The organism is Citrobacter sp. CFNIH10 (assembly GCF_002934585.1).
Taxonomy (GTDB): domain Bacteria; phylum Pseudomonadota; class Gammaproteobacteria; order Enterobacterales; family Enterobacteriaceae; genus Citrobacter_A; species Citrobacter_A amalonaticus.
Genome location: NZ_CP026216.1, coordinates 2426164 through 2450299, shown reverse-complemented (window position 1 = coordinate 2450299; position 24136 = coordinate 2426164). Strand labels below are relative to the sequence as shown.

At 53.2% G+C, this 24136-nt stretch carries 15 protein-coding genes and 1 pseudogene; 6 read left to right on the top strand and 10 right to left on the bottom strand.

Annotation, left to right across the window (positions count from 1 at the left end; all coding sequences use genetic code 11):
* Positions 1-8: 8 nt before the first annotated feature.
* From prpE to prpB, 4 genes are all read right to left on the bottom strand, one after another.
* Positions 9-1895, bottom strand: coding sequence for a propionate--CoA ligase (gene prpE / locus C2U53_RS15255; RefSeq protein ID WP_104446071.1), 1887 nt, complete (start codon positions 1893-1895; stop codon positions 9-11).
* Between the two features lie 39 nt (positions 1896-1934).
* A complete protein-coding gene (locus C2U53_RS15250; RefSeq protein WP_044327221.1) occupies positions 1935-3386 on the bottom strand; it encodes a bifunctional 2-methylcitrate dehydratase/aconitate hydratase in 1452 nt (483 codons plus the stop codon).
* Positions 3387-3426: 40 nt separating this feature from the next.
* On the bottom strand, positions 3427-4596 hold the full coding sequence (gene prpC, locus C2U53_RS15245; RefSeq protein ID WP_043001662.1) for a 2-methylcitrate synthase: 1170 nt from the start codon (positions 4594-4596) through the stop codon (positions 3427-3429).
* A gap of 79 nt (positions 4597-4675) precedes the next feature.
* Positions 4676-5554 carry a methylisocitrate lyase gene (prpB, locus tag C2U53_RS15240; RefSeq protein ID WP_043001663.1) on the bottom strand — a complete coding sequence of 293 codons (879 nt, stop codon included), beginning with the start codon at positions 5552-5554 and terminating at the stop codon, positions 4676-4678.
* Positions 5555-5804: 250 nt separating this feature from the next.
* On the opposite strand from prpB, the gene prpR reads away from it, so the two are divergent.
* Positions 5805-7400: a propionate catabolism operon regulatory protein PrpR gene (prpR, locus tag C2U53_RS15235; protein WP_044268724.1), complete on the top strand. Its 1596-nt coding sequence runs from the start codon at positions 5805-5807 to the stop codon at positions 7398-7400.
* A gap of 78 nt (positions 7401-7478) precedes the next feature.
* On the opposite strand, the gene yahO is transcribed toward prpR, so the two are convergent.
* A complete protein-coding gene (gene yahO / locus C2U53_RS15230; protein ID WP_043001665.1) occupies positions 7479-7754 on the bottom strand; it encodes a DUF1471 family periplasmic protein YahO in 276 nt (91 codons plus the stop codon).
* 879 nt (positions 7755-8633) lie between these two features.
* Here yahO and C2U53_RS15225 point away from each other — a divergent pair.
* The 3 genes from C2U53_RS15225 to C2U53_RS15215 all read left to right on the top strand — a co-directional run bounded on the left by C2U53_RS15225 (position 8634) and on the right by C2U53_RS15215 (position 15052).
* Positions 8634-11138, top strand: coding sequence for an autotransporter outer membrane beta-barrel domain-containing protein (locus C2U53_RS15225; protein ID WP_246876159.1), 2505 nt, complete (start codon positions 8634-8636; stop codon positions 11136-11138).
* 90 nt (positions 11139-11228) lie between these two features.
* Positions 11229-14291 carry an autotransporter outer membrane beta-barrel domain-containing protein gene (locus C2U53_RS15220; protein ID WP_246876158.1) on the top strand — a complete coding sequence of 1021 codons (3063 nt, stop codon included), beginning with the start codon at positions 11229-11231 and terminating at the stop codon, positions 14289-14291.
* Positions 14292-14419: 128 nt separating this feature from the next.
* Positions 14420-15052 (top strand): LysE family transporter, encoded by a 633-nt coding sequence (locus C2U53_RS15215; RefSeq protein ID WP_044258897.1) that lies wholly within the window; start codon positions 14420-14422, stop codon positions 15050-15052.
* A gap of 121 nt (positions 15053-15173) precedes the next feature.
* On the opposite strand, the gene C2U53_RS30330 is transcribed toward C2U53_RS15215, so the two are convergent.
* Entirely contained in the window at positions 15174-18116 is a 2943-nt protein-coding gene (locus C2U53_RS30330; RefSeq protein WP_246876157.1) for an autotransporter outer membrane beta-barrel domain-containing protein, read from the bottom strand.
* A 598-nt stretch (positions 18117-18714) separates the two neighbouring features.
* Positions 18715-20259, bottom strand: a complete 1545-nt coding sequence (locus tag C2U53_RS15205) for a peptide MFS transporter (protein ID WP_043001668.1) — start codon at positions 20257-20259, stop codon at positions 18715-18717.
* 213 nt (positions 20260-20472) lie between these two features.
* On the opposite strand from C2U53_RS15205, the gene C2U53_RS15200 reads away from it, so the two are divergent.
* Positions 20473-20661, top strand: a complete 189-nt coding sequence (locus C2U53_RS15200; RefSeq protein ID WP_104446069.1) for a hypothetical protein — start codon at positions 20473-20475, stop codon at positions 20659-20661.
* A gap of 122 nt (positions 20662-20783) precedes the next feature.
* Here the strand turns inward: C2U53_RS15200 and C2U53_RS15195 are convergent.
* Together C2U53_RS15195 and C2U53_RS15190 are read right to left on the bottom strand one after the other, a co-directional pair.
* Positions 20784-21617 (bottom strand): annotated as a pseudogene (locus C2U53_RS15195) (class I SAM-dependent methyltransferase); the annotation flags it as partial.
* A gap of 106 nt (positions 21618-21723) precedes the next feature.
* Positions 21724-22413, bottom strand: a complete 690-nt coding sequence (locus C2U53_RS15190) for a Crp/Fnr family transcriptional regulator (protein ID WP_043001670.1) — start codon at positions 22411-22413, stop codon at positions 21724-21726.
* A gap of 332 nt (positions 22414-22745) precedes the next feature.
* On the opposite strand from C2U53_RS15190, the gene C2U53_RS15185 reads away from it, so the two are divergent.
* Entirely contained in the window at positions 22746-23060 is a 315-nt protein-coding gene (locus tag C2U53_RS15185) for a PTS sugar transporter subunit IIB (RefSeq protein WP_043002012.1), read from the top strand.
* A 95-nt stretch (positions 23061-23155) separates the two neighbouring features.
* Here C2U53_RS15185 and C2U53_RS15180 read toward each other — a convergent pair whose 3' ends face one another.
* Entirely contained in the window at positions 23156-24052 is an 897-nt protein-coding gene (locus C2U53_RS15180) for a PHP domain-containing protein (RefSeq protein WP_224267569.1), read from the bottom strand.
* Positions 24053-24136: the final 84 nt, after the last annotated feature.

Below are 24136 nucleotides of genomic sequence, written 5' to 3'. Positions count from 1 at the left end.
CCATCAGATTACTCCTCCATTGCCTGGCGGATTTGCTGCAGCGCCGCCGGATCGTCAAGCGTGGTGAGATCGCCCGGATCGCGGCCTTCGCAAATGGCCTGGATCGTGCGGCGGAGCATTTTGCCGGATCGGGTTTTCGGCAGTTGCGAAACAAACCAGACGTGGGCAGGACGACCAAAATTGCCAATCTGGCTGTCCACCAACGCCATGATCGCTTTCTCTTCCGAATGCGCCACATCGCGGTCTTCCAGACTGTCGCTCTGTTTGGGAATGACAAACGCTACCGCCACCTGCCCCTTCAGCGCATCTTTTACCCCGACCACCGCCACTTCCGCCACGTTCGGATAGCTGGAGATACTCTCCTCAATTTCCCGCGTGCCCAACCGGTGCCCGGCGACGTTAATCACATCATCCGTGCGCCCCAGAATGAAGTAGTAACCGTCGGCGTCACGAATACCCCAGTCAAACGTGGCGTATACCTGACGATTGAACAGCGACCAGTAGGTATTCACAAACCGTTCATCGTCGCCCCAAATGGTCTGAATACAGCCGGGTGGCAGCGGCCCTTCGATCACCACCATCCCCTTCTCGTTGGCGCCGCAGGGTTCGCCGGTCATCTCATTGAGCAACTGCACGTTATAGCCATACATGGGCACGCCGGGACTGCCGAGGCGCGACGGCCGGTCATCCAGTGCCCGGGCCAGCGCCATAATCGGCCAGCCGGATTCGGTCTGCCAGTAATTATCAACAACCGGCACGCCCAGTGTTTCCGTTACCCAGCTTGCGGTCGGTTCGTCCAGCGGCTCGCCTGCCAGATAGAGCACCTCCAGCGAGGAGAGATCGTGATTGCGGATCTGCGCGGTCGGGAATTTTTTCAGCACGCGAATGGCGGTCGGTGCCGAGAACATCCGGTTGACCTGATATTTCTCGACGATCTTCCACCACACGCCGCAGTCCGGATACGTCGGCAGTCCTTCATACACAATGGTTGCCATCCCTGCCAGGAGCGGTGCGTAGACAATGTAGGAATGCCCGACAACCCAACCGATATCCGACGCACAGAAGAACACGCCCCCCGCTTTGCCGCCAAAAATGGTCGCCATTGAGGTCGCCAGCGCCACGGCATAGCCGCCGACATCGCGCTGCACGCCTTTGGGTTTTCCGGTGGTGCCGGAGGTATAAAGAATGCAGGACGTTTCATTGGATTCCAGCCACGTCACCGGCACCGTGGCGCCGAGATGCTGCTGGCGCAACGTCGCAAAGTCGAGATCGCGACCGGCCACACGCGCCATTTTCGCCAGCCCGCGATCCACCAGTAACACCTGTTTCGGCTGATGTTGCGCCTGCTCGATCGCATCATCGAGCAGCTTTTTATAGGGCAACACTTTACCGCCGCGCGCCCCCGCATCGGCGGAGACAATCAGCACCGGCTTCGCGTCATCGATGCGCGCCGCCACGCTGTGCGAAGCAAAACCGCCGAACACTACCGAGTGGATCGCGCCAATCCGTGCGCAGGCCAGCAGCGTGATATGCGCCTCAGCGATCATCGGCATATATACCAGAACCCGATCGCCGCGCTGCACGCCGAGCGATTGCAGCATTGACGCCACCACGTTCACTTCGTCATAGAGCTGACGGAAGGTAAAGGTGCGCTCCTCTTCGGTCTCGGATGAGATAGCGATCAGCGCCAGCGCATCCGGTTGTTTCTCCAGCCAGCGGTCAATGGCGTTATGACACAGATTGGTGGTACCGCCGCAAAACCAACGGGCAAACGGCGGATGGCTGTGATCCAGCGTGCGGATAAACGGCTGCTGCCAGTCAATCCGCCGGGCCTGTTCGGCCCAGAATGATTCCGGTTGCGTAACAGAACGCTGATAAAATTCGCTAAAAGACATAACGCTCTCCTGTTGAACTTACGCCTGATGAAGCGGGTTCTAGATGACATAAAGGTCCATGTACTCATTGACCGGCATCTGCTCCAGGCGAGTTCTGTCCAGGGAGACCTCCAGGATGCGCTGCTGTTGGCGAGTCGGGAACTGGCGCGCCAGGTTAATTTTGAATTTTTCGATCAGTTTCGGGATCCCGTCGGTACGGCGACGTGCATGGCCAATCGGGAACTCCACGACCACCTCGTCAAACTGTGAACCGTCAGTGAATTCCAGGGTGATCGCATTGGCGATGGCGCGTTTTTCCGGATCGTGATAGTCCGCGGTAAACGCCGGATCTTCAACACAACGGATCTTCTCGCGCAGGGAATCGATTCGCTTGTCCTGTGCCACGCCGTCCTCATAATCCGCCGCCGTTAAGCGTCCGAACAGCAGCGGGATCGCCACCATATACTGAATACAGTGATCGCGATCGGCCGGGTTATTCAGCGGCCCCTGCTTATCAATGATGCGAATGCAGGCTTCGTGGGTGCGAATGGTCACTTTTTCGATATCCGCAGCGCTTTTACCTGCTGCCTGCATTTGCGCGTACAGCGTCATTGCCGCTTCAACCGCCGTCTGAGAGTGGAACTCCGCCGGGAACGAAATTTTGAACAGCACGTTTTCCATTACGTAGGAGCCGTATGGACGCTGGAAGCGGAACGACTCGCCTTTGAATGAGACGTCATAAAACCCCCAGGTTTTCGCCGTCAGCGCTGACGGATAACCCATCTCACCGGTTTTCGCCATCAGCGCCAGACGCACCGCGCGCGAGGTCGCATCGCCCGCCGCCCAGGATTTACGCGTGCCGGTATTCGGCGCATGGCGATAGGTGCGCAGCGACTGTCCGTCGACCCACGCCAGCGATACCGCGTTGAGGATCTCATCACGCGTTAGCCCCAGCATTTCAGCCACCACGGCGGTGGAGGCCACTTTGACCAGCAGAACGTGGTCAAGCCCCACGCGGTTAAAGGCGTTTTCCAGCGCGATACAGCCCTGAATTTCGTGGGCCTTAATCATTCCGGTCAGCACGTGTTTCATGGTCAAAGGCGCTTTACCCGCCGCGACCGCGTTGCGTGAGAGCCAGTCCGCTGTCGCCAGGATCCCGCCGAGGTTATCGGAAGGGTGGCCCCACTCCGCCGCCAGCCAGGTGTCATTGAAGTCGAGCCAGCGGATCATCGCGCCAATGTTAAACGCGGCCTGTACCGGGTCGAGCTGAAACTGGGTACCCGGCACGCGCACGCCGTTGGGCACCACGGTCCCAGGAACAATCGGCCCCATCAGCTTTTTACAGGCCGGATATTCCAGCGCTTCCAGACCACAGCCCAACGTATCAAGCAGGCAGTAGTGGGCGGTGTCATACGCCACCGTTGACGCTATCTCGTAGTTGACGACGTAATCCACGATATCAACGATTTCACGATCGAATTCCGGGCGAACATTTAAAATTTGAGCGGACATAAGGTACGTTTCCTGTTTTTTTATCTTTAGAGGTAATGAATTACTGACGCTGATCGATCGGCACAAACTCACGATCGTCCGGGCCGGTATAGTTGGCGGAAGGACGAATGATTTTGTTGTCCTGGCGCTGTTCAATAATGTGTGCCGCCCAGCCGGTGACGCGGGCGATAACAAACAGCGGGGTAAACATTTCGGTGGGAACGCCCATCATGTTGTAGGAGACCGCCGAGAACCAGTCGAGGTTAGGGAACATCTTCTTCGTCTCCCACATCACCTCTTCCAGACGATCGGCAATGTTGTACATCTTCAGCGAGCCCCCCTCTTCGGAAAGCTGCTTCGCCACACGTTTGATGACCTGATGACGCGGATCGGCAATGGTATAAACCGGATGACCAAAACCAATCACCACTTCTTTGTTTTCCACGCGCTTACGGATATCGGCTTCGGCTTCGTCCGGCGTTTCGTAGCGCTGCTGAATCTCCAGCGAGACCTCATTCGCCCCGCCGTGTTTCGGACCGCGCAGTGCGCCAATCGCGCCGATAATGGCCGAGTAAACATCCGATCCGGTGCCGGCAATCACGCGGCTGGTAAAGGTGGAGGCGTTGAACTCATGCTCGGCGTACAACACCAACGAAATGTGCATTGCTTTTTCCCAGCTCTGCGTCGGTTTTTCGCCGTGCAACAGGTGCAGAAAATGGCCGCCGATAGAGTCGTCATCGGTTTCTGGCTGAATACGCTCGCCGTTGTGACTGTAGTGATACCAGTAGAGCAGGATGGAACTGAGCGAGGCCAGCAGCTTATCGGCAATATCACGCGCGCCGGAAACGGTGTGCCCCTCTTTTTCCGGCAGCGTACAACCCAGCGCCGATACACCGGTGCGCATCACGTCCATCGGATGCGATGCCGCTGGCAGCGCTTCCAGTACGGTACGGACGTTAGCCGGTAATCCGCGCAGCGCTTTGAGTTTACTTTTGTATGCCTGAAGTTCGTCACGGGTCGGGAGTTTGCCGTGAATCAGCAGATGCGCGACTTCTTCAAATTCGCACTGCCGGGCGAGATCGAGAATATCGTAGCCGCGATAGTGCAGATCGTTGCCGCTTTTGCCGACGGTGCACAGCGCGGTATTGCCCGCCGGTACGCCGGACAGCGCGACGGATTTTTTAGGCTTAATAACATGGGTATTATTTTGCAGGATCGTTGTGTCGCTCATGTTGTCCTCATCATTATTGTCATATGTAGGGTACTGAGGGTTTTCGTCCAGGCCTGATAAGGCGTAGCCGCCATCCGGCCTACTTGATATACAACGCGTCGAGCTTCTCTTCGTACTGGTAGTAATTGATGCTTTCATACAGTTCGTTACGGGTCTGCATGATGTCGATAACGCTCTTTTGCGTCCCTTCCTGGCGCAGCACGTTGTAGACCTTTTCAGCAGCCCGGTTCATGGCGCGGAATGCCGAGAGCGGATAGAGCGCCATCGCCACGTTCGCACTGCGCAGTTCGTCGGTCGTGAACAACGGCGTAGCGCCAAATTCGGTGATATTGGCAAGAATCGGCACCTGGACTGCATCGGCAAACTGGCGGTACATCGAAAGCGCCGTGATCGCCTCCGGGAATAGCATGTCGGCGCCCGCTTCGACATAGGCCTGCGCACGATCGATCGCTGCGTCTAACCCTTCCACCGCCAGGGCATCGGTACGCGCCATGATCACAAAGTGGGGATCGGTACGGGCATCCACCGCCGCACGAATGCGATCGACCATCTCCTCTTTCGAAACAATCGCTTTATTCGGACGATGGCCGCAGCGCTTGGCGCCAATCTGATCTTCGATGTGTAGCGCCGCCGCCCCGGCTTTGATCATCGACTTGACGGTGCGCGCAACGTTAAACGCCGACGAACCAAAGCCGATATCAGCATCCACCAGCAGCGGGAGCGGACAGACGTCGGTGATGCGGCGAATGTCGGTCAAGACGTCGTCCAGGGTGGAGATGCCCAGATCCGGCAGTCCCAGCGAACCGGCCGCGACGCCGCCGCCCGAAAGATAAATCGCCTGATACCCGGCGCGCTGGGCCAGCAACGCATGGTTGGCGTTGATGGTGCCGACGATTTGTAAGGGGTTTTCTTTGGTGAGTGCAGCGCGAAATGCCTGACCCGGAGAATCCAGAGACATAGTCCATCCTCGTGTTATCAACTTGTAACTAACCGTTGATTCACATAAAGCAAGGGCTATGCCAAAGGCGCTTTGAAAGAGAGTGTTTTAAATAACCATCGATATAACAATAAGATAAACCACAGCATACCGCGATAAGCGAAAAAAAGCGTGTCAGCTAACGTTTCATGAAACGTCCCGACCGGTTTCATTGCAACAATTATGAAACAAGACTACACCCATTACTCTGTCCTTTTATTTTGGGTTGGCTATGGCGACGACAACGCTTCCCCCGCGGGTGAATGATGACAAACCGGTTATCTGGACGGTCTCGGTAACGCGACTGTTCGATCTGTTTCGCGACATCAGCCTGGAGTTTGATCATCTGGCGACCATCACCCCCATCCAGCTCGGTTTTGAAAAAGCGGTCACCTATATCCGTAAGAAGCTGACCACCGAACGCTGTGATGCGATCATCGCCGCCGGATCGAACGGCGCGTATCTGAAAAGTCGCCTGTCGATACCGGTTATTCTGATCAAACCCAGCGGGTTTGACGTTCTGCAGGCGCTGGCAAAGGCCGGAAAACTGACCGCCTCCATTGGCGTGGTGACCTACCAGGAGACACTCCCCGCGCTGATGGCTTTTCAAAAAACCTTCAACCTGCAACTGGAACAACGCAGCTATATCACCGAAGAAGACGCGCGCGGGCAGATTAACGAGTTGAAAGCAAACGGCATTGACGCGGTGGTTGGCGCGGGACTGATTACCGATCTGGCGGAAGAGGCAGGCATGACCGGTATCTTTATCTATTCCGCCGCCACGGTGCGTCAGGCCTTTAGCGATGCGCTGGACATGACCCGCCTGACCCAACGTCGCCACGGTCATTATGCCTCCGATCAGGCGCTGCGCACCCGCTATGGGCTGGGGGATATTCGTGGCGAGTCCGCACAGATGGAACAGGTGCGCCATACCATTATGCTGTATGCCCGTTCACCCGCCTCTGTCCTGATTCAGGGGGAAACCGGCACCGGGAAAGAACTGGCAGCCCAGGCCATTCACCGCGAGTTTTGTACGCGTCCTGGCACGCGCGGCGACAAAACGGCGCATCCGTTCGTCGCGGTGAATTGCGGGGCGATCGCCGAATCGTTGCTGGAAGCGGAGCTGTTTGGCTACGAGGAAGGCGCCTTCACCGGATCGCGACGCGGTGGTCGTGCCGGGCTGTTTGAAATCGCCCACGGCGGAACGCTGTTTCTCGATGAAATCGGCGAAATGCCGTTGCCGCTGCAAACCCGACTGCTGCGCGTGCTGGAAGAAAAAGAGGTCACCCGGGTGGGTGGACATCACCCCATTCCGGTGACAGTGCGGGTGATTAGCGCCACCCACTGCAATCTGGAAGACGAGATGAAACGCGGGCAGTTTCGTCGCGATCTGTTTTATCGCCTGAGTATTTTACGTCTGTCGTTACCGGCTCTACGGGAGCGCCCCGCCGATATCCTGCCGCTGGCGGAAGGTTTTTTAAAACAATCGCTGGCCGCGCTCTCCGTACCATTTACCGAGTCGGTGCGCGCCGGACTGGCGCACAGTGCCGGTGCGCTGTTGCACTATCAGTGGCCGGGAAATATTCGCGAATTGCGCAATATGATGGAACGGCTGGCACTGTTTTTAAGCGTTGAACCGATGCCACAACTGAATGAACATTTATTACAGCAGATACTGCCGGAACTGGCGGAGAACGAATCGCCGTCATCCCCTTCGCCTTCCGCTACGCCACAGCAGGTGCTGGCGCAGTTTAACGGCGATAAGCGCGCCGCCGCGCGTTATCTGGGGATCAGCAGAACCACATTCTGGCGACGGCTGAAGGAATGAACGGCCGGATGGCGACACACAGCGTCTTACCCGGCCTACACATTTCACCAGGCCAGCGCCATCCGGCACGCTTACGAATTACTTTTTCTTGTAGATATTGGCAGTGCCATGAATTTTGTTGTCGGTTTGACCGGAAGTCAGCACGACCACATCAGCCCCTTTCTCATCCGCTTTTTTGAGCAGATCTTCTTTCGCATCCTGAGTGGACGTTTCATTGCTGGTATTGATGTTGCCAATCAGGGTGTACTGCGACTCCACCTTCTCAAACTCAGCTTTTGTTAACAGCTCCGCTGCAAACGCATTTGTCGCCACAAAAGCCAACGCACCAATCAAGAGTTTATATCCAGTTTTCATAGAGAAGCTCCAGGTTATGTTATGACGCTATCATCACCGCTGAATCCATGCCGCTGTTCAGGGATGATTAATAACTAGTTCAGCTTCCAGAAAAAATCCAGAGGCCTTTCAGTGATAGGTTGCTTTTGTGGTTTCGGCCTGTTCAGTACTTTTTTGCATACTACGGTAAAGTTAAGTCACTTTCTGCATATAAATAAAATAATGACCGATACCCCCGTCTTTTAATAAATCTCTCATTATTGCGTAAATATGCATAACCCTGTTCAGAACAACTCCACTTAAGATTATTATCAAAACCCTTTCCAACTTATTGGCAATAATCTTAATATCGACAAAAAACATTCAGATTAATACCAATGTAAAAATTGACGTTCATCAAAACAATGATAATTAGCCAGCCTAGAATTCTTAAAAAACATTATCCCCGTCCGCAATTAAACATATTAAAGCGATACTCACACTAATGTTAATCCTTCGCATCTATTCAGTCTACCTTATCAAAAGCCTCGCCTATCCTGTTGTTTTCCGACTTATATTTGCATTATTCCTGGAGGGATAGCCAAAAACAATAAACATTTGTAATCAAATAATTAGCCATCACTTAAATATTTTCACTCTGTTAACGACGGTTAATAGACTCAGCCTATCAATATCGAATGCAAGCCTGCGGCAAAACGATTACGCTATATCGCCAACGGCAAATAATATTAAAAATCATCAGAATTTTATTTGCATGAGCAACCCGACAAATAGCCGTGTATTCAGCACTGGCTTTTCTGGCTTATGCCTGGATGTAATATTTAAATCTTAAGGAAGAGTCAATATATGAAAATAAATGCACAGTGTTTCCCTGAAACTCTATTAGCCATTGCAATTTCCATGGCTTTAACGTCCACTGCGGTAGCCAATAATAATATTTCCCCACCAACAGGTGTGGGGGATACTGTCATTATTAATAATGGACAAAATATTACGCTTTCCGCCACGGAAAATACCGACCCCGCATGGAATAACTTCCGCAGTCTTTGGGTGGGTGATAACTCCGACGGCTCACTGCTGATCGATGGTCGGGCTATCACCACCGCCGCCGGTATGATCGGTAATGGCGCAAACGGCAGCGTGACGCTGACGAATGGTGCGACCTGGACACTGGGCAATTTGAATCTGGTACTCGGGACCCATGATGGTTCAGGTACGCTGCTGGTGAATAACGGCAGTAAAATCAGCGGCATTGATGAATTACGTATTGGAGAATATGCTGCAAACGCGCAGGGAACGGTTACCATCGATGGAGCAAATTCGTCCGTCTCTTCCGTCTGGAGCGTGGTCGGCGATCAGGGGCGCGGTAACCTGGTGATTACCCGCGGCGGAACCCTCTCCTTAAGCGAACACATGAACATTGGCTACGTCGGCAATACGAGTAACACCAGTCGTAATGGCTACGGTGTCGCCCTCGTGGACGGTGAAAACTCGCTGCTGGATGTGACGGAAGGTTTTTACCTCGGGGGGTTCGCAACAACACCCAATGACGCCACCGGGATCCTCACCGTCAGCAACGGCGCAACGGTCCGCTCGGGTAACTTAATCTGGCTGGCAGTGGGAGAAGGCAGTACCGGCATCCTGAATATTGGCGGCGCAAAGGGCGAAGCACAACAGGCTGCGGGAACACTGGACCTGCCGTGGCTCTACCTTGGCAACACCAGCGGTATGAGCACGGCAGAGCTCAACTTTAATCACAACAGCGACGACTTCGTACTCTCGGCCAAAATCACAGGTATTGGCGAAGTCAACCATTTCGGCTCCGGGACGACCACGCTGACAGGCGCTAACACCTATCAGGGCCCTACCCACGTCGCAAATGGTACATTGCGCGCCGGGGCAGAAAATACCCTGAGTGCAAGATCCGATTACCGCGTGGACAGCGGCGCGCAGCTGGATCTTAACGGCTATTCACAGACGCTGAATTCGCTGGAGCTGGCAGGCACAGCGATACTCTCTTCCCCGTCGCAAGTGCAAGCAGCCTTTAGCCCAACCCTGTTGACAATTAACGGTGATTACACCGGAAACAACGGCTTGCTGGCCTTGCGCACTGTGCTGGGTGATGACCTGTCGCCAACGGATAAGCTGATTGTGAAAGGTGATACCCACGGCATCACGCGCGTCAGCGTCAGTAACGCGGGCGGTAACGGAGCCGCGACGATTGAAGGTATCCGTATTATCGACGTTGAAGGGACTTCAAACGGTACCTTTGTGAAAGAAGGCCGTATTGTCGCAGGCGCATATGACTACGACCTTGTGAAACGAGACAACCAGAACTGGTCGTTGACCAGCCTGGCCTTGCCAGAACCGGTTCCACCAACTGAGCCGAAAGAACCCGTAATTCCAGAGTCTCCGACACCTGAAGGTCCGCACCAGTATCGCCCGGAAACCGGCAGCTATCTGGCGAACACCCTTGCCGCCAACACGCTGTTCACCACCCGGCTTCATGATCGTCTGGGTGAAACCCAGTACACCGACGCGTTAACCGGCGAACAGAAAGTCACCAGCCTGTGGATGCGCCACATCGGCGGACATAACCGCTTCAAGGACGGTTCCGGACAGATCAGCACCCAGAGCAACCGCTACGTGATGCAACTGGGCGGGGATATCGCGCAATGGAGCACCGACGGTCTGGATCGCTGGCATCTGGGTCTGATGGCCGGTTACGCCAACAGCAAGAGCCGCAGCCACTCCAGCCTTACCGGATACTCATCCCGCGGGGAAATCAGCGGCTACAGCGCCGGTCTGTACGGTACCTGGTATGCCAACGACGCCGATAAAACCGGTGCGTATGTCGATGGCTGGATGCTCTACAACTGGTTTGACAACACCGTGTCCGGACAGGGTCTGGCGTCTGAAAAGTATGATTCAGACGGCATCACCGCCTCTGTCGAAACAGGCTACACCTGGAAACTGGCCGAATTCAGCGAGCGTAACGCGCTGTACATCCAGCCTAAAGCGCAAATCACCTGGATGGACGTGCAGGCTGATACGCACGTTGAGAAAAATGGCACCCGGGTGGTGGATAAAACCGACGGCAACCTGCAAACGCGTCTTGGCGTCAAAGCCTACCTGCAAGGCCATAACGCCATGGATGACGGCAAAGACCGCACCTTCCAGCCGTTTGTCGAAGCCAACTGGCTTCACAACACCCGTAGCTACAGCGTGAAGATGGATGACATCAGCAACGACGTGAAAGGCAACCGCAATATTGGCGAACTGAAAGTGGGCGTTGAAGGCCAGCTTAGCCAGCGTCTGCAACTGTGGGGCAACGTCGCCCAGCAAATTGGCGACAACGGCTACAGCGATACTCAGGGAATGTTAGGCATCAAATATAGTTTCTGATCGCCCAAACAAAAAATGTCCTGCAAAGGCCGGACATTTTTTTCTTTATTACAAATAAAAATAAGTCGTTAATCTCACGGAGAGTCATAAATGACATATATAAAATGGAAATGTCTTGTACCTGTCGTGGTGGGAAGTTCGTTTCTCGCCTCACCGTTTGTCTTATCGGCCGAGTTGGAAAATAAGACCTTCACCAGTTCGATTTCGTCTATTAGCAGTGGAACCCACACCGTTAGCCTCGGTGATGTAACCCTGGACGCCAGCGGTTACACGGGCAGCGCCAGTTACCAACGCGCGCTAATCAATACCCTGAACGGTGCAGTGAACATTAATATCAGCGACGGGAATACCCTGACACTAAGAGGTTTTAATAATAACACGACAGACGAACGTGCAACGCTGCATGCTTACAAGCGAGATACACTCAGCGGCACAATGACATTCACTGGCGGCAATATTGTCGTCAGTAATGAGGTCAAAAATAGTTACGCCGATATTTACGGTTTATTTGCCGGGCCAGGTGGTAAATTTGATTTCAAAAGCGACGGCGATAATAAAGTTAATTTGACTGTACTGATGCCGCAGGCGGGATATGTCAGCACCCACCGCTGGGGGATTGGTTTGTATAACGGTGAGCTGGCCTTTGATGGTGGAAACTTTGTCATCAATGTTGACGGCGATCCGGGCGACAACTCTATCGACCGTCGCGTGGGGATGGTTCTTGCCGCAGGAAGTGATGTGGATATCAAAGCCGATCGTATTGATATCGATGCCAATGAACTGGCCTTACAGTTTGCCGCAAGGGCTGGCGCGAGCACGAGTAACACTGCTTATAACGTGATTAATACTGCCAAATTTGAAGCTGACTACATCACTCTGAAAGGCAGCCAGGGTATCCTGGCGGCGCTCCCCTACGCCACTTATGGGACGAGAAATAGCATCGAATTTACGGGGCTGGCGAAGATTGAAGCGCTCTCACGTGGTGATGAAAATAACCTCTTTGGTGAGGCTGGCGGTGGCCGGGCACTTGACCTGATGGCAACGGATATCATCTTCAACAGCAATGCAATCATCGTCGGCGAGAACCTGACTTACCTGGGCAACCGACCCGGTTACGAGCATGAATTCGCAGGTTGGATCGACCCGTACTGGATGCGAACCATCTCCCTGACTGACCAGTCGTCGCTTATCGCAAAAGGCGATTTTCTGCTGACCAGCAACGGTGGATATTACAACACAGGCCTTTACCTTTGGAAAAGTGAGGCGCAGTTTCAGGGTAAAACCGCTATTACTATGCAAAATGGCGTCGATACCGCACGAGCGGTTTATGCTTATGATGGCGGCAGTAACACCACAAAAGTTGAATTCCAGGATGATTTAGGCATCTCACTGTCTGATACGCACGCCAACTATGTGGCGGGTATCGAAGCCGCGGCGGGTGGTATTGTCGATGTGCAGAAAGGTCTGCTGATGACGGATAACAGCGATCCCACCTGGTCCCTGCTCTCCCGTGGAGCAAACAGCCTGATCAACGTGAATTCATTAGAAACCGGCACGGTACAGGTCATTGGCGACATTGGCGCAATTAACGATGCCACGCTCAATATGGTACTGAATAACGAAAACTCATTCCTGACGGCCACCAGCTATACCGCTACGTCTGGCTCAACCAGCAACGGTATTGTTAACCTGGATCTTTCCAACCAGGCCGTGTGGAATATGACCGGTAGCTCTCATGTCACCGACATCACCTTTGATAATGGGACTGTCAATTTCCTGCCTCCGGAAAGCAGCGGTGTGTTTAAGACTCTGACTGTAGAAGGTAATTTCTACGGCGGCGGAACACTGAAAATGAACACGACACTGGGTGGCGATGATTCTCCCACCGATAAACTTATCGTGGAAGGCGACACGTCCGGTAATACGCTGGTTGCGGTGAATAATATCGGCGGTACGGGCTCGCAAACGGTGAACGGTATTGAAATTGTCGAAGTGTATGGCGATTCCGCAGGTACTTTTGCCAAAGCCGGACGTATTGTCGCGGGGGCTTATGACTATGATGTGGTGAAAAAAGGCAGCAACTGGTATCTGACCAATACCTTCATCACTGACCCAGTGCCGGAGCCTACTCCCGATCCCGCCCCGACACCGGCCCCAACGCCACAGCCGGAAGGAGAGAAAACCTATCGCCCGGAAACCGGCAGCTATCTGGCGAACACCCTTGCCGCCAACACGCTGTTCACGACGCGTCTGCACGATCGTCTGGGCGAAACCCAGTACACTGACGTCTTTACAGGCGAGCAGAAGGTTACCAGCCTGTGGATGCGTCATGTCGGTGGGCATAACCGCTTCAAAGACGGTTCCGGACAGATCAGCACCCAGAGCAACCGCTACGTGATGCAACTGGGCGGCGATATCGCGCAATGGAGCACCGACGGCTTCGATCGCTGGCATCTGGGTCTGATGGCCGGTTACGCCAACAGCAAGAGCCGCAGCCACTCCAGCCTGACCGGATACTCATCCCGTGGGGAGATCAGCGGCTACAGCGCCGGTCTGTACGGCACCTGGTATGCCAACGACGCCGATAAAACCGGTGCGTATGTCGATGGCTGGCTGCTCTATAACTGGTTTGACAACACCGTGTCCGGACAGGGTCTGGCGTCTGAAAAGTATGACTCGGACGGTATCACCGCCTCTGTCGAAACAGGCTACACCTGGAAACTGGCCGAATTCAGCGAGCGTAACGCGCTGTACATCCAGCCTAAAGCGCAAATCACCTGGATGGACGTGCAGGCTGATACGCACGTTGAGAAAAACGGCACCCGGGTGGTGGATAAAACCGACGGCAACCTGCAAACGCGTCTTGGCGTCAAAGCCTATCTGCAAGGCCATAACGCCATGGATGACGGCAAAGACCGCACCTTCCAGCCGTTTGTCGAAGCCAACTGGCTTCACAACACCCGCAGCTACAGCGTGAAGATGGATGACATCAGCAACGACGTGAAAGGCAACCGCAATATTGGCGAACTGAAAGTGGGCGTTGAAGGCCAGCTTAGCCAGCGTCTGCAACTGTGGGGCAACGTCGCCCAGCAAATTGGCGACAACGGCTACAGCGATACGCAGGGAATATTAGGACTGAAATACAGCTTCTGACTTTCTACCACCCGTGGTAACACGGGTGGTTTTCTTCCCTCGCCTCCCTTTGTGATCCCATTCGCATCCCTCAGATTTTGTTGTAAATAAGATGGAGTGACGTTATCCAGCTCAGGGAAATGTGGTTTATGGAACCTCTACATGCGGTTTTCCTCACCGTCAGCCTGTTCGTGTTAACCTTCTTCAACCCCGGCGCCAATCTGTTTGTGGTCGTGCAAACCAGTCTGGCCTCCGGACGGCGCGCAGGAGTATTAACTGGTCTGGGCGTTGCGTCAGGTGACGCTATCTATTCCGGGCTGGGGCTGTTTGGCATGGCGACACTGATCACCCAGTGCGAGGCGGTATTTTCGGTGATCAAAATTGGCGGCGGCGCGTATCTGCTGTGGTTTGCCTGGAACAGTATGCGTCACCAGGCCACACCGCAGATGCCAACGCTGCAGCAACCCGTTAGCGCGCCATGGACCGTGTTCTTTCGTCGTGGCTTACTGACCGATCTGTCAAATCCGCAAACCGTCCTGTTTTTTATCAGTATCTTCTCCGTTACGCTGAGTGCCGACACGCCCATGTGGGCAAGGATGATGGCCTGGGCCGGGATTGTGCTCTCTTCGGTTATCTGGCGCGTCTTTCTGAGCCAGGCCTTTTCGTTGCCTGCCGTGCGTCGGGCATACGGCAGAATACAGCGCGTCGCCAGTCGCATCATCGGCGCGATAATTGGCCTGCTGGCGTTACGTTTAATTTATGAAGGGATTACGCATCGGTAACATACTGTTTAGAGAGAGGATTTCATACCCATACTGCCGGATGGCGATGCGTTGCGCCTTATCCGGCCTACAGGTTTTTTGCCTGGCCGGGTAAAGCGAAACCGCCTCCCGGCACTTTGCATCAGAACGACGCTTTAATACCGATCATCGCTGAAGTGTCGCTGTAGCCGTTGTTACCAACCTGCTGAGCGACGTTGCCCCACAGGGCGACGTTCTTCGTCAACTGGCCTTCAACCCCGGCTTTCAGTTCGCCAATATTGCGGGCGCCTTTCAGATTCACATTTTCACCGTTCATTGCGACGCCAAAGTCTTTGCTGTTGTGGATCCAGTTGGCTTCGACAAACGGCTGGAAGGTGTGGTCTTTGCCGTCGTCCAGTGTGTTGTGGCCCTTGCCGAACAGACGGACGCCGACGCGGGTCTGGATGTTGCCATCGCCGTTACCTTCAACGCGGGTACCGTTAACTTCTTTGTGCTCATCTGCCTTCACGCCCATCCAGGTGATCTGGGCTTTTGGCTGAATATACAGCGCGTTACGCTCGCTGAGTTCGGCCAGTTTCCAGGTGTAGCCGGATTCGACAGAGGCGGTGAAGCCCTTCGAATCATACTCTTCAGATTCGACGTCACGACCAGAAACGGTGTTATCAAACCAGCTGTACTGCGCCCAAGTATCGACATACGCGCCTTCGTGCGTCGCGTTGTCCTGCAGCCAGGTGCCGTACAAACCAACGCTGTAACCACTGATGCGGCTGTCGGCCCGGTTACCGTTACGCTGGTTTTCGGCGCGCGCTTTCTGGTTCGCATAACCGGCCATCAGACCCAGATGGTAGCGGTCAGTGTTGTCCGAAGACCACTGCGCAATGTCGCCGCCCAGTTGCATGACATAACGGTTGGCCTGCATATCCAGTTGACCACTGCTGTCTTTCTGACGGGTATGACCGCCCACGTTACGCAGCCACATACTGGTGACGGCTTCTTCGCCGGTCAGCGCGTCCACGTAATGCGTTTCGCCCAGACGATCCTGCAAACGGGTATTGAACAGCGTGTTCGCCGCCTGCAGGTTCATGCCGTACAGACCGGCTTCCGGACGCACCGCGTGTTCGCGCGGCGTCGGAGCTGGCGGCTGCGGATCGGTAGGATTCAGAGGATCCAGCGGAGTAACCGGAGACAGGGCGCTGCTCAGATACCAGTTTTTATTATTCTCGCCTTCACCGCGATGCAGGGTGTAGTCATACGCACCGGCCACGATACGGCCATTTTGTGTAAACACACCGTCAGAATTGCCGCCAACGCTAATCAGTTCGATGCCCGACGTCGTCAGACCGCCCGCGCCCCCGGCGTTCAGTACTTTAACGTTCGTGGTGCCGGAGGTGTTGCCCGCAACGATCATCCGGTCAGTCGGTGAGCTGTCATCGCCCAGTTGGGTGTTCATCACGAGATTACCGTTAGTGCCTGTGTAATCACCGTCCACTGTCAGGGTTTTGAAGCTCGCGGTATCACGCGTCAGAATACGACGCTTTGTGGCGGCTGGCATAAAGGTCAGCGTGGAGTCATTCAGCGTCAGGTTGGTGAGCTGAGAACTTTTGGTCATGTTCCAGGCCGAGCCGTCGGCCAGCGACAGGTTATTCACTGCATTGCCGCTGGTGACCATCCCGCCGACGAAACGCGACTGGTTAATCGCATTCACATCAACCACGGCGGAATCCAGGGCTTCAATCGTCCCGACAACGTCTATTTTCTGCGGGTTAATCGTCACACGGGAGTCGGCATTTTCCGCCAGAATGGCAGTGGCATCCGGGTCGTTGTAGCTAACCCCCATCTGTACCCCACCGTTCAGCGTGATTTCGCCGCCCTTGTCCGCACGGACGTAGTTCCAGCTCCCGCTGCGGGTAGTATCGACAACATCAATGTTCAGACGACCATTAATGTCGATTTTACCCGCCGTGAGCGCATCTTCTTTACTGGCCCGAATGCCGGTACCGGTTGTTTGCTGATGCCCCTGAGTATCCAGCGTGATATTCAGGTCGTTACTGGTAAACTGCGAAGCGCCCACGGACTCGACACCACTGAGAACCGTACTCTCCGCGCCTGACTTCAGCAGCAGGCTCGTCTTTCCTGCCATGGTCACATGTGCATCCAGATCAACGCCGGTGAGACCATCTGAAACCCAGATCCCGGAAATCACGCCATTCGCATCGTTCACGGTGACATCAATAGCGGTGTCGCCCAACGCTTCAACGTCAGCCCCGTTAGAACTGATACCGTCCGCATACTGATCGGCGACGGATGTAATCGTGGCATTTTTATAACGAATCAGTGAACGGTCGGCATCCACACTGGATTCCGAATCGAGGCCGACGGCGTAGAATGTCCCCTTACTATTGACGATCAAATTTTCAGCGTTGATTTTCGATCCCGACTTTGCATAGATCGCGAAATTCTTCCCATTCGCCCCGGTCACCGCAGAATTAACCGTGGTGGTGCCGGTTAAGGTAAAGACGCCATTGTGTTTATTGCCCAGAATGCCCGCAATATCTTTGCCATCACGCTTTTGACTCATATTTATCGTCAAATTATCGGCAACGATCGAGCCTTTTTGCGCGAGATAGGCTGCACTGTTACCACCAACCTGAACGATACCCACCGCATACATGAACTGATAATCATTATCCAGCGGAATATCTGGTCGCCCCTCGACGGTGCCTGGAATGACATCGCCGATGATATGATTCACGGTAGTCCCTGAACCTAAATTAATGGTTCCGCTGTTGGCAACAATCACTGTCCCGTTGGAAATTAAAAAGTCACCGTTTTCAAATTCGCCCCCACCCGAGACCGTGGGCGTTCCGCCTGGGTTGGTAATGGTTACACCACCATTATTCGCCACGGAGATCGTATTGTTTTCCCCTGCGGTGCTAATGATTTTATATTCCTGATCTTTAGCGATGATCCCGCTTCCGCTAATAATACCATCTACATCATGAATGGCAGCACAGACATTATTTGCCATTAACAGACTACTGATTAACAACGCCATGGTTGTTAATTTAAATTCTTTTCTCTTCATATCAATTCCACTGTATCGAAATAACAGCACGTTATACATCGCATGATTAAATGCAGTGTATTTGTGAATGCGTTAAGTAAAAGTCACGGCAATGTAACGTATGTTCTTCCGACCCAAACGCCCTGAGTCTCATTGCGGTATTTAGGCAATATTTTCCAGATATCAGGCGTGAGAACAAATGAAATGATCTTAGCCATGATGACAATTCAATCATCTTAAGAACAAAACAACAAAAGAATATAATTCCTTAAATGACATTATATACAGCATATTATTTCATTAAATGCAGTTCAGAAATGAGGTGTTTAAGAATAATTAATCTCCACTTAAGATCTTTCCTCATTAATCAGACATAAAGGATCATGTGAAACCTCATTTTGTGAGGAAGAGTGACGGTATTTCGCCGATCATCTCCGGCAACATAGCGACAACAGGCCGACGTTTTTTCAGCCTGAAGCATGTTCTGGTGGGAATAGCATTAACGATTATGAGACGGGCGTTTGTTCGTCAGAATCAAGATTTTACCTGGCAAGAAAAAATAAAACCGGCGCATCAGGCACCGGTTTTATCTGCGAGTGTTAATTATCGGTCAGGCATTTTACGCCGGTTTTTGCTCCGTTTTCGTTTGCGCGTTTTCCAGCATCCGACGCACCGGAACAATCAGCACAATCAGTACTGCCGCACAAATCAGCAATGCAATGGAGCAGCGGGCGAAGAGATCAGGCAGCATGTCCAGTTGGTCAGCCTTAACGTGCCCACCAATCAGACCCGCCGCCAGGTTACCTAAAGCGCTGGCGCAGAACCACAGGCCCATCATCTGACCCCGCATTCTTTCGGGCGCTAACAGCGTCATGGTCGCCAGACCAATCGGGCTCAGACACAGCTCACCCAGCGTCAGCATCAGGATGCTGCCCACCAGCCAGAACGGCGATACGCCTGCTCCACCGTTGCTCAGGACATTCTGCGCCGCCATCATCATCAGGCCAAAGCCCGCTGCCGCGCACAGAATACCGATAACAAACTTGGTGATACTGCTCGGGCGCACATTTCGGCGCGCCAGTGCCGGCCAGGCCCAGCTAAAGACCGGAGCCAGCAGGATGATAAACAGGGCGTTGATCGACTGGAACCAGACGGCTGGAATTTCGAAATCACCGATCATGCGGTTGGTGTAGTCGTTCGCGAACAGGTTGAACGAGGTTGGTTTCTGCTCAAACGCCGACCAGAAAAAGGCCGCAGAAACCAGTAAAATAAAGCAGACCAACAGTCTGGCGCGCTCTTTGCGGGTCAACCCGGCAAACACGAACAGATAGATAAAGTAGAGCGCCACAGACGCGGCAATAACGTAGACCAGCATGCTGGCAACGGCGACCGGATTAATGACAATCACGCCCTGGGCAATCAGCGTCACAATGATAGCAACACCAACGGCCAGCGCCAGCAACCAGCGTCCCACGCCGTTTCTCTTCACCACCGGGCTGTTCCAGGTCGAATCAAGCCCCACTTCGCGGTCATAGCGTTTCATGGAAGGAACGGCAAACACGCGGAAGATAATCAGCGCGACCAGCATCCCGATCCCACCGATACCAAAGCCCCAGTGCCAGCCGTGAGATTTGATTAACCAGCCAGAGATCAACGGGGCAATGAATGACCCCATGTTAATCCCCATGTAGAACAACGAAAAACCGCCATCGCGGCGGGCATCGCCTTTCTTATAGAGGGTTCCCACCATGACCGAGATACAGGTTTTGAACAGACCCGACCCCAGCACGATAAACATCAAACCGATGAAAAACAGGTTGTCGCCCATCCAGGCCGACAGGGCAATCGACAGATGGCCGAGCGCGATCAGGATCGAGCCGTACCACACCGCGCGTTGCTGCCCGAGCCAGTTATCCGCGAGCCAGCCGCCCGGCAGCGCTGCCAGGTACATACTGCCGGCAAAAATACCGACGATAGCAGACGCATTTTCCCGCGCCAGTCCCATGCCACCGTCGTAGACGGTCGCGGCCATGAACAGAATCAGTAACGGACGAATGCCATAAAACGAAAACCGTTCCCACATCTCCGTGAAGAACAGTGACCCCAGCGGATAGGGATGGCCGAAGAACGTTCGGCTTTCGTTTTTATTAACAGAGGAATGCATAATTTCTCCCGAAATGGTGTGTTGTCTTGCTTGTAGCCGCTGAATTACCCGCCGACCATTCATCTATCTGGTCGATCATTCACATCCAGCGAAATATTATTTAACCATTTGATAACCATAAGACAGTTTTGTCTAGTGCCAACATCGGGACTTTAAGATGAAAACTCGATAGATGTCTAGTTTTGTAGATTTTATGTTTGATAAACAAGGATAATGATTGACTTTAAAGGCCTGCAAATAATTGCCTATCAATTTTTTAATAAACAAGGTGTTATGTTCAAACATTATCCCGGGAAGCGCGAAAGGATCGAGCTGTATCTTTCAGGGCATTTTTTTACTGAGATACTTGCACGGGAGGTTGAATCGCTTCGCCGTCGCCCGAATGACATGGCTGAATCCTGAGGATGAATCATGCCCTTGCCAGGTAAGGTTCTCCGTTATAGCGAAAAAGCCCGACAGCGTAAGCCATCGGGCATCGGTTTTCTCTGGTTGCAGCACAGAGCAATTGTCGTTTATACCGTCTCTCGACGTCCCATCAGGGCGTAGAGCTTGCCGGCAAAGGTTTCACTGACCGGCCACTCTTCAGCGGCAATACGCGTCGTCGTGTGAAAACCGCACTGCGCCAGCAACTGCAAATACTCGTCATCCCGCCAGGCCCGCGTCTGGCTGCTAAAATGCACAACGCTGGCGTCGGCCTTGAGCGCCCAGAACGTCGTGGTGCTGGTTTGCGTTTCTTCATTCCAGCGATTTTCGCTTAATAACAGATGCGGTTCGGCGAGAAAAAGCCCCTCTGGACACCGCTGCCAGGACGCGGGAGCCATCCCCTGTCTTTTGACCTCGTCAAACGTATGCACTTCAATCAGCAACTTGCCCCCCGGCTTCAGCCAGGCTGCACTACGCGCCACCAGCCGTTGCGCATCCTCAAAACTGAAGACATTGATTTCACCGAAGGTCATCATAACGAAATCAAACGTGCCATCAGGCTGGTAGTCGCGGACGTCCTGTTCCTGATAATCAATATCCAGCGCTGCGCTCTGCGCCTGTTCTCGCGCCCACTGCACAGAGGCCGGAGAAAAATCGACGCCAGTGCAATCAAATCCGCGCTGCGCGAGACGTTGAGTGTAAAATCCGGGGCCGCATCCCAAATCAAGTATTGTTGCGCCCACGGGAAGCTGGCGGGCGATCCAGTCAACCTGTTGTTCAATGACCGAGAGTTTACGACTGGCCCAGTCGTGTTCCTGCGACAAATGGTTTTCCAGCATCCTGCGGCTGAAATCCGGATCATTCCACGGGATCTTTCCGCCCGTTTCACGATCGTTGTATTGTCCACTCAGAAGTGTCAGTTCAAGAAGATTCATCCGTTGATCTCATCGTAATGTACCTGGTGGCTGAAATATCGCTCCAGCCTGCCTTCACAACGGGCGCATTATCTCATGCTTCCGGGATTATTTACCCCACTCCAACTCACACCAATTCAGATTTGTCAGCAGGAAAATCTGATAAGCGAACAGGATTAATCACCTTCAGGGTTTTATTTTTGTGTTGAATAATCCCTTGCTGCGCAAGTTTTATCAGCGCCCGATTGAGTTGCCTGACAGAAACACCCAACATGGCCGCGAGTGACTCTCTTTTCTCCAGTTGAATTGTGGCGCCTTCGTTTTGCGTTTTAATAAGTAAGAATTTACGCAATTTAGATTCCACCGAAATCGCGCCACTGGAATGGATCAGTGAATTATGCAGTAGTTTATGACTTAAATTCTGGCACATAAAAAGAAGAAAGGCGGGATCGTTCATCGCGTGTTCTTTTACGGCCTCGACCGGTAGGGTCAGTAACCATGAGTCCGTTAATGCCTGAACGGAACCGACAGCCTTACTTTTCTTAATGGAGAAAAGTTCCATTTCGCCAACCACCGAAAAAGGCGTTTCAAAAGAATAAACCGCGTGCGTCCCGTTTGGATTATGGCGCTCGACCTGCAGTTTACCGTCAACCAGGAAATAGAGATGCGTCAAATAGGTGTTTTGCGTCATCAGATACTCACCGGCATCAATTTTGACCAGACGCAGTGTCGCTAACAGGGAGGGGTTAATTATCGCCGATAACCTGTTCGTTAAAATAAACCGCTCTTTTAAGGCACTGTCATTGATATTTTTCATCTTCCCCTCGACGCAATCCCATTTTCCCTTTATGGGATAGCACAATAAAGTGAGCGCGGCGATAACAAAAAGGACATCTGTCCCTTTTACTATCGCCAACTCCCTGTGTTGTCACATTGATGCGAATTGACTGCTGTGCGTACCACACCTTTTCATGACGTGTTCAGGAACTCAGTTCCACTTAAGTGTCATCAACCTGTCTTCACGGCAGGAGGCACCAGAGGTCTGCGCTACCGACGCTGGAATATATTTGTTATGCAAATAAGATGTGGCGCTCATTTTTTGAACACAGCCAGCCCTATTCTGTGAACCGTTTTCAGGAGGTCAAAAACATGAAAAAGCTTCTGATAGGTTGTTTGTTCGGGAATACGGCAAATTCTCTTGCCAAAAAGATGCAGGTACTGGCTGAAAGCCGCGGCTATCCTCTCATGATAAGCGCGGTGGGGCTGGATAATTTCGAAAGCGTGGCGCCCGCTTTCGACGGTTTTCTCATAGCGCCGCATATTCAGTACAAGCTCAATGAAATTTATGACATTGTCGGAAATGCACGCCCTGTCGCCATTATTGAAAGCCTGCCCTACGCGTCGCTGGATGCGGAGAAAGTGTTAAACTTTGTGAAGGAGAAAATGCCTGAGCTGGCAGCCTGACGCCGCAACGTATTTGCCGCTTCCGCTCATGAATAAGAATAACAGGGGCAATCTCAAAAAATTAAACCCGGTGCGTTACGCCGGGTTTGTCTATGTTAATAAAGCGTCACCCTTTCAAGAATTTCCAGCGTCTTCGGCAGTGCGGCCGCCCAGGGCTGGCTGCTGCCCATCTTGATGTTGGGCTTGTTTTTACCGTGGAAATCGCTGCCGCTGGTCGCCAACAACGCTTTATCCAGCGTGAATTGATAAAGTTCGCGACGAAGTGCTTCATCATGATAGCTGGAAAAAACCTCCACGCCCTGTACGCCGAGCGGCAACATTTGCTCAATCACCGACAACGGCTTTTCCTTTACGTTGGCACCGATATGCGCAATCACCGGAATACCGCCGTTATCAATAATCATCGACGCCATCTCTGCCATGGGCGGCAGTTCAACCTTCACATGACAGGGTTTGTCGCGGCCAAAAAAATCCCAGAAGAAGTTAATCAACGGCATGTCGCTGCGAGAGTTCCCTGCCCGGTACGGCAGCAACAGTTCATGATTCGCATTGCGCGCATCCTCTAAAATTAACTCCGCCATCTGCTCTTCCTGCGGAACGCGATCGCCCGCCAGGGCATACAGGCGATCGACGTCAAGCTGGAACCCGAGCGCCCGAAGTTTCGCCAGTTTCAGCGGGGTCGCGACGCTTTCCAGATGGTGGAAATTCTGCTCGACGACGTCAAAATCCCGACAATCACGACGAAAACCGTAGCCCAGCAGATGATAGTTATTACCCGCAAACGAGCAGTCAATTTCAATGCCCGTCATCACTCTCACAGCGTTTTCATTGCCATAGTGAATAGCTTCCTCAACGGACCGCGCCGAGTTGTGATCGGTTATCGCCAGCACCGCCAGGTTCGCCGCTTTCGCCATTGTCAACAGATCGCTGACAGGGAAATCCGCATCGTCGCTGTATACCGAATGCATGTGCAAATCGATACGCTTCATCATCTTCTCCTTAAGCTGATATTCAGGTACTGCAGGCACTATATGACCAGGCAGGGGATTAATACAGCGCCGCGCGCGCGAAAATTC

What these genes read in the sequence shown, in the direction of transcription:
- C2U53_RS15190 (WP_043001670.1), bottom strand. Translation starts at nt 22,413, where the DNA reads ATGAAAAATATCAATGACAGTGCCTTAAAAGAGCGGTTTATTTTAACG.
- C2U53_RS30330 (WP_246876157.1), bottom strand. Translation starts at nt 18,116, where the DNA reads ATGAAGAGAAAAGAATTTAAATTAACAACCATGGCGTTGTTAATCAGT.
- prpE (WP_104446071.1), bottom strand. Translation starts at nt 1,895, where the DNA reads ATGTCTTTTAGCGAATTTTATCAGCGTTCTGTTACGCAACCGGAATCA.
- C2U53_RS15200 (WP_104446069.1), top strand. Translation starts at nt 20,473, where the DNA reads ATGATTGACTTTAAAGGCCTGCAAATAATTGCCTATCAATTTTTTAAT.
- C2U53_RS15180 (WP_224267569.1), bottom strand. Translation starts at nt 24,052, where the DNA reads ATGATGAAGCGTATCGATTTGCACATGCATTCGGTATACAGCGACGAT.
- C2U53_RS15205 (WP_043001668.1), bottom strand. Translation starts at nt 20,259, where the DNA reads ATGCATTCCTCTGTTAATAAAAACGAAAGCCGAACGTTCTTCGGCCAT.
- C2U53_RS15225 (WP_246876159.1), top strand. Translation starts at nt 8,634, where the DNA reads ATGGCTTTAACGTCCACTGCGGTAGCCAATAATAATATTTCCCCACCA.
- prpR (WP_044268724.1), top strand. Translation starts at nt 5,805, where the DNA reads ATGGCGACGACAACGCTTCCCCCGCGGGTGAATGATGACAAACCGGTT.
- yahO (WP_043001665.1), bottom strand. Translation starts at nt 7,754, where the DNA reads ATGAAAACTGGATATAAACTCTTGATTGGTGCGTTGGCTTTTGTGGCG.
- prpB (WP_043001663.1), bottom strand. Translation starts at nt 5,554, where the DNA reads ATGTCTCTGGATTCTCCGGGTCAGGCATTTCGCGCTGCACTCACCAAA.
- C2U53_RS15250 (WP_044327221.1), bottom strand. Translation starts at nt 3,386, where the DNA reads ATGTCCGCTCAAATTTTAAATGTTCGCCCGGAATTCGATCGTGAAATC.
- C2U53_RS15220 (WP_246876158.1), top strand. Translation starts at nt 11,229, where the DNA reads ATGACATATATAAAATGGAAATGTCTTGTACCTGTCGTGGTGGGAAGT.
- C2U53_RS15185 (WP_043002012.1), top strand. Translation starts at nt 22,746, where the DNA reads ATGAAAAAGCTTCTGATAGGTTGTTTGTTCGGGAATACGGCAAATTCT.
- prpC (WP_043001662.1), bottom strand. Translation starts at nt 4,596, where the DNA reads ATGAGCGACACAACGATCCTGCAAAATAATACCCATGTTATTAAGCCT.
- C2U53_RS15215 (WP_044258897.1), top strand. Translation starts at nt 14,420, where the DNA reads ATGGAACCTCTACATGCGGTTTTCCTCACCGTCAGCCTGTTCGTGTTA.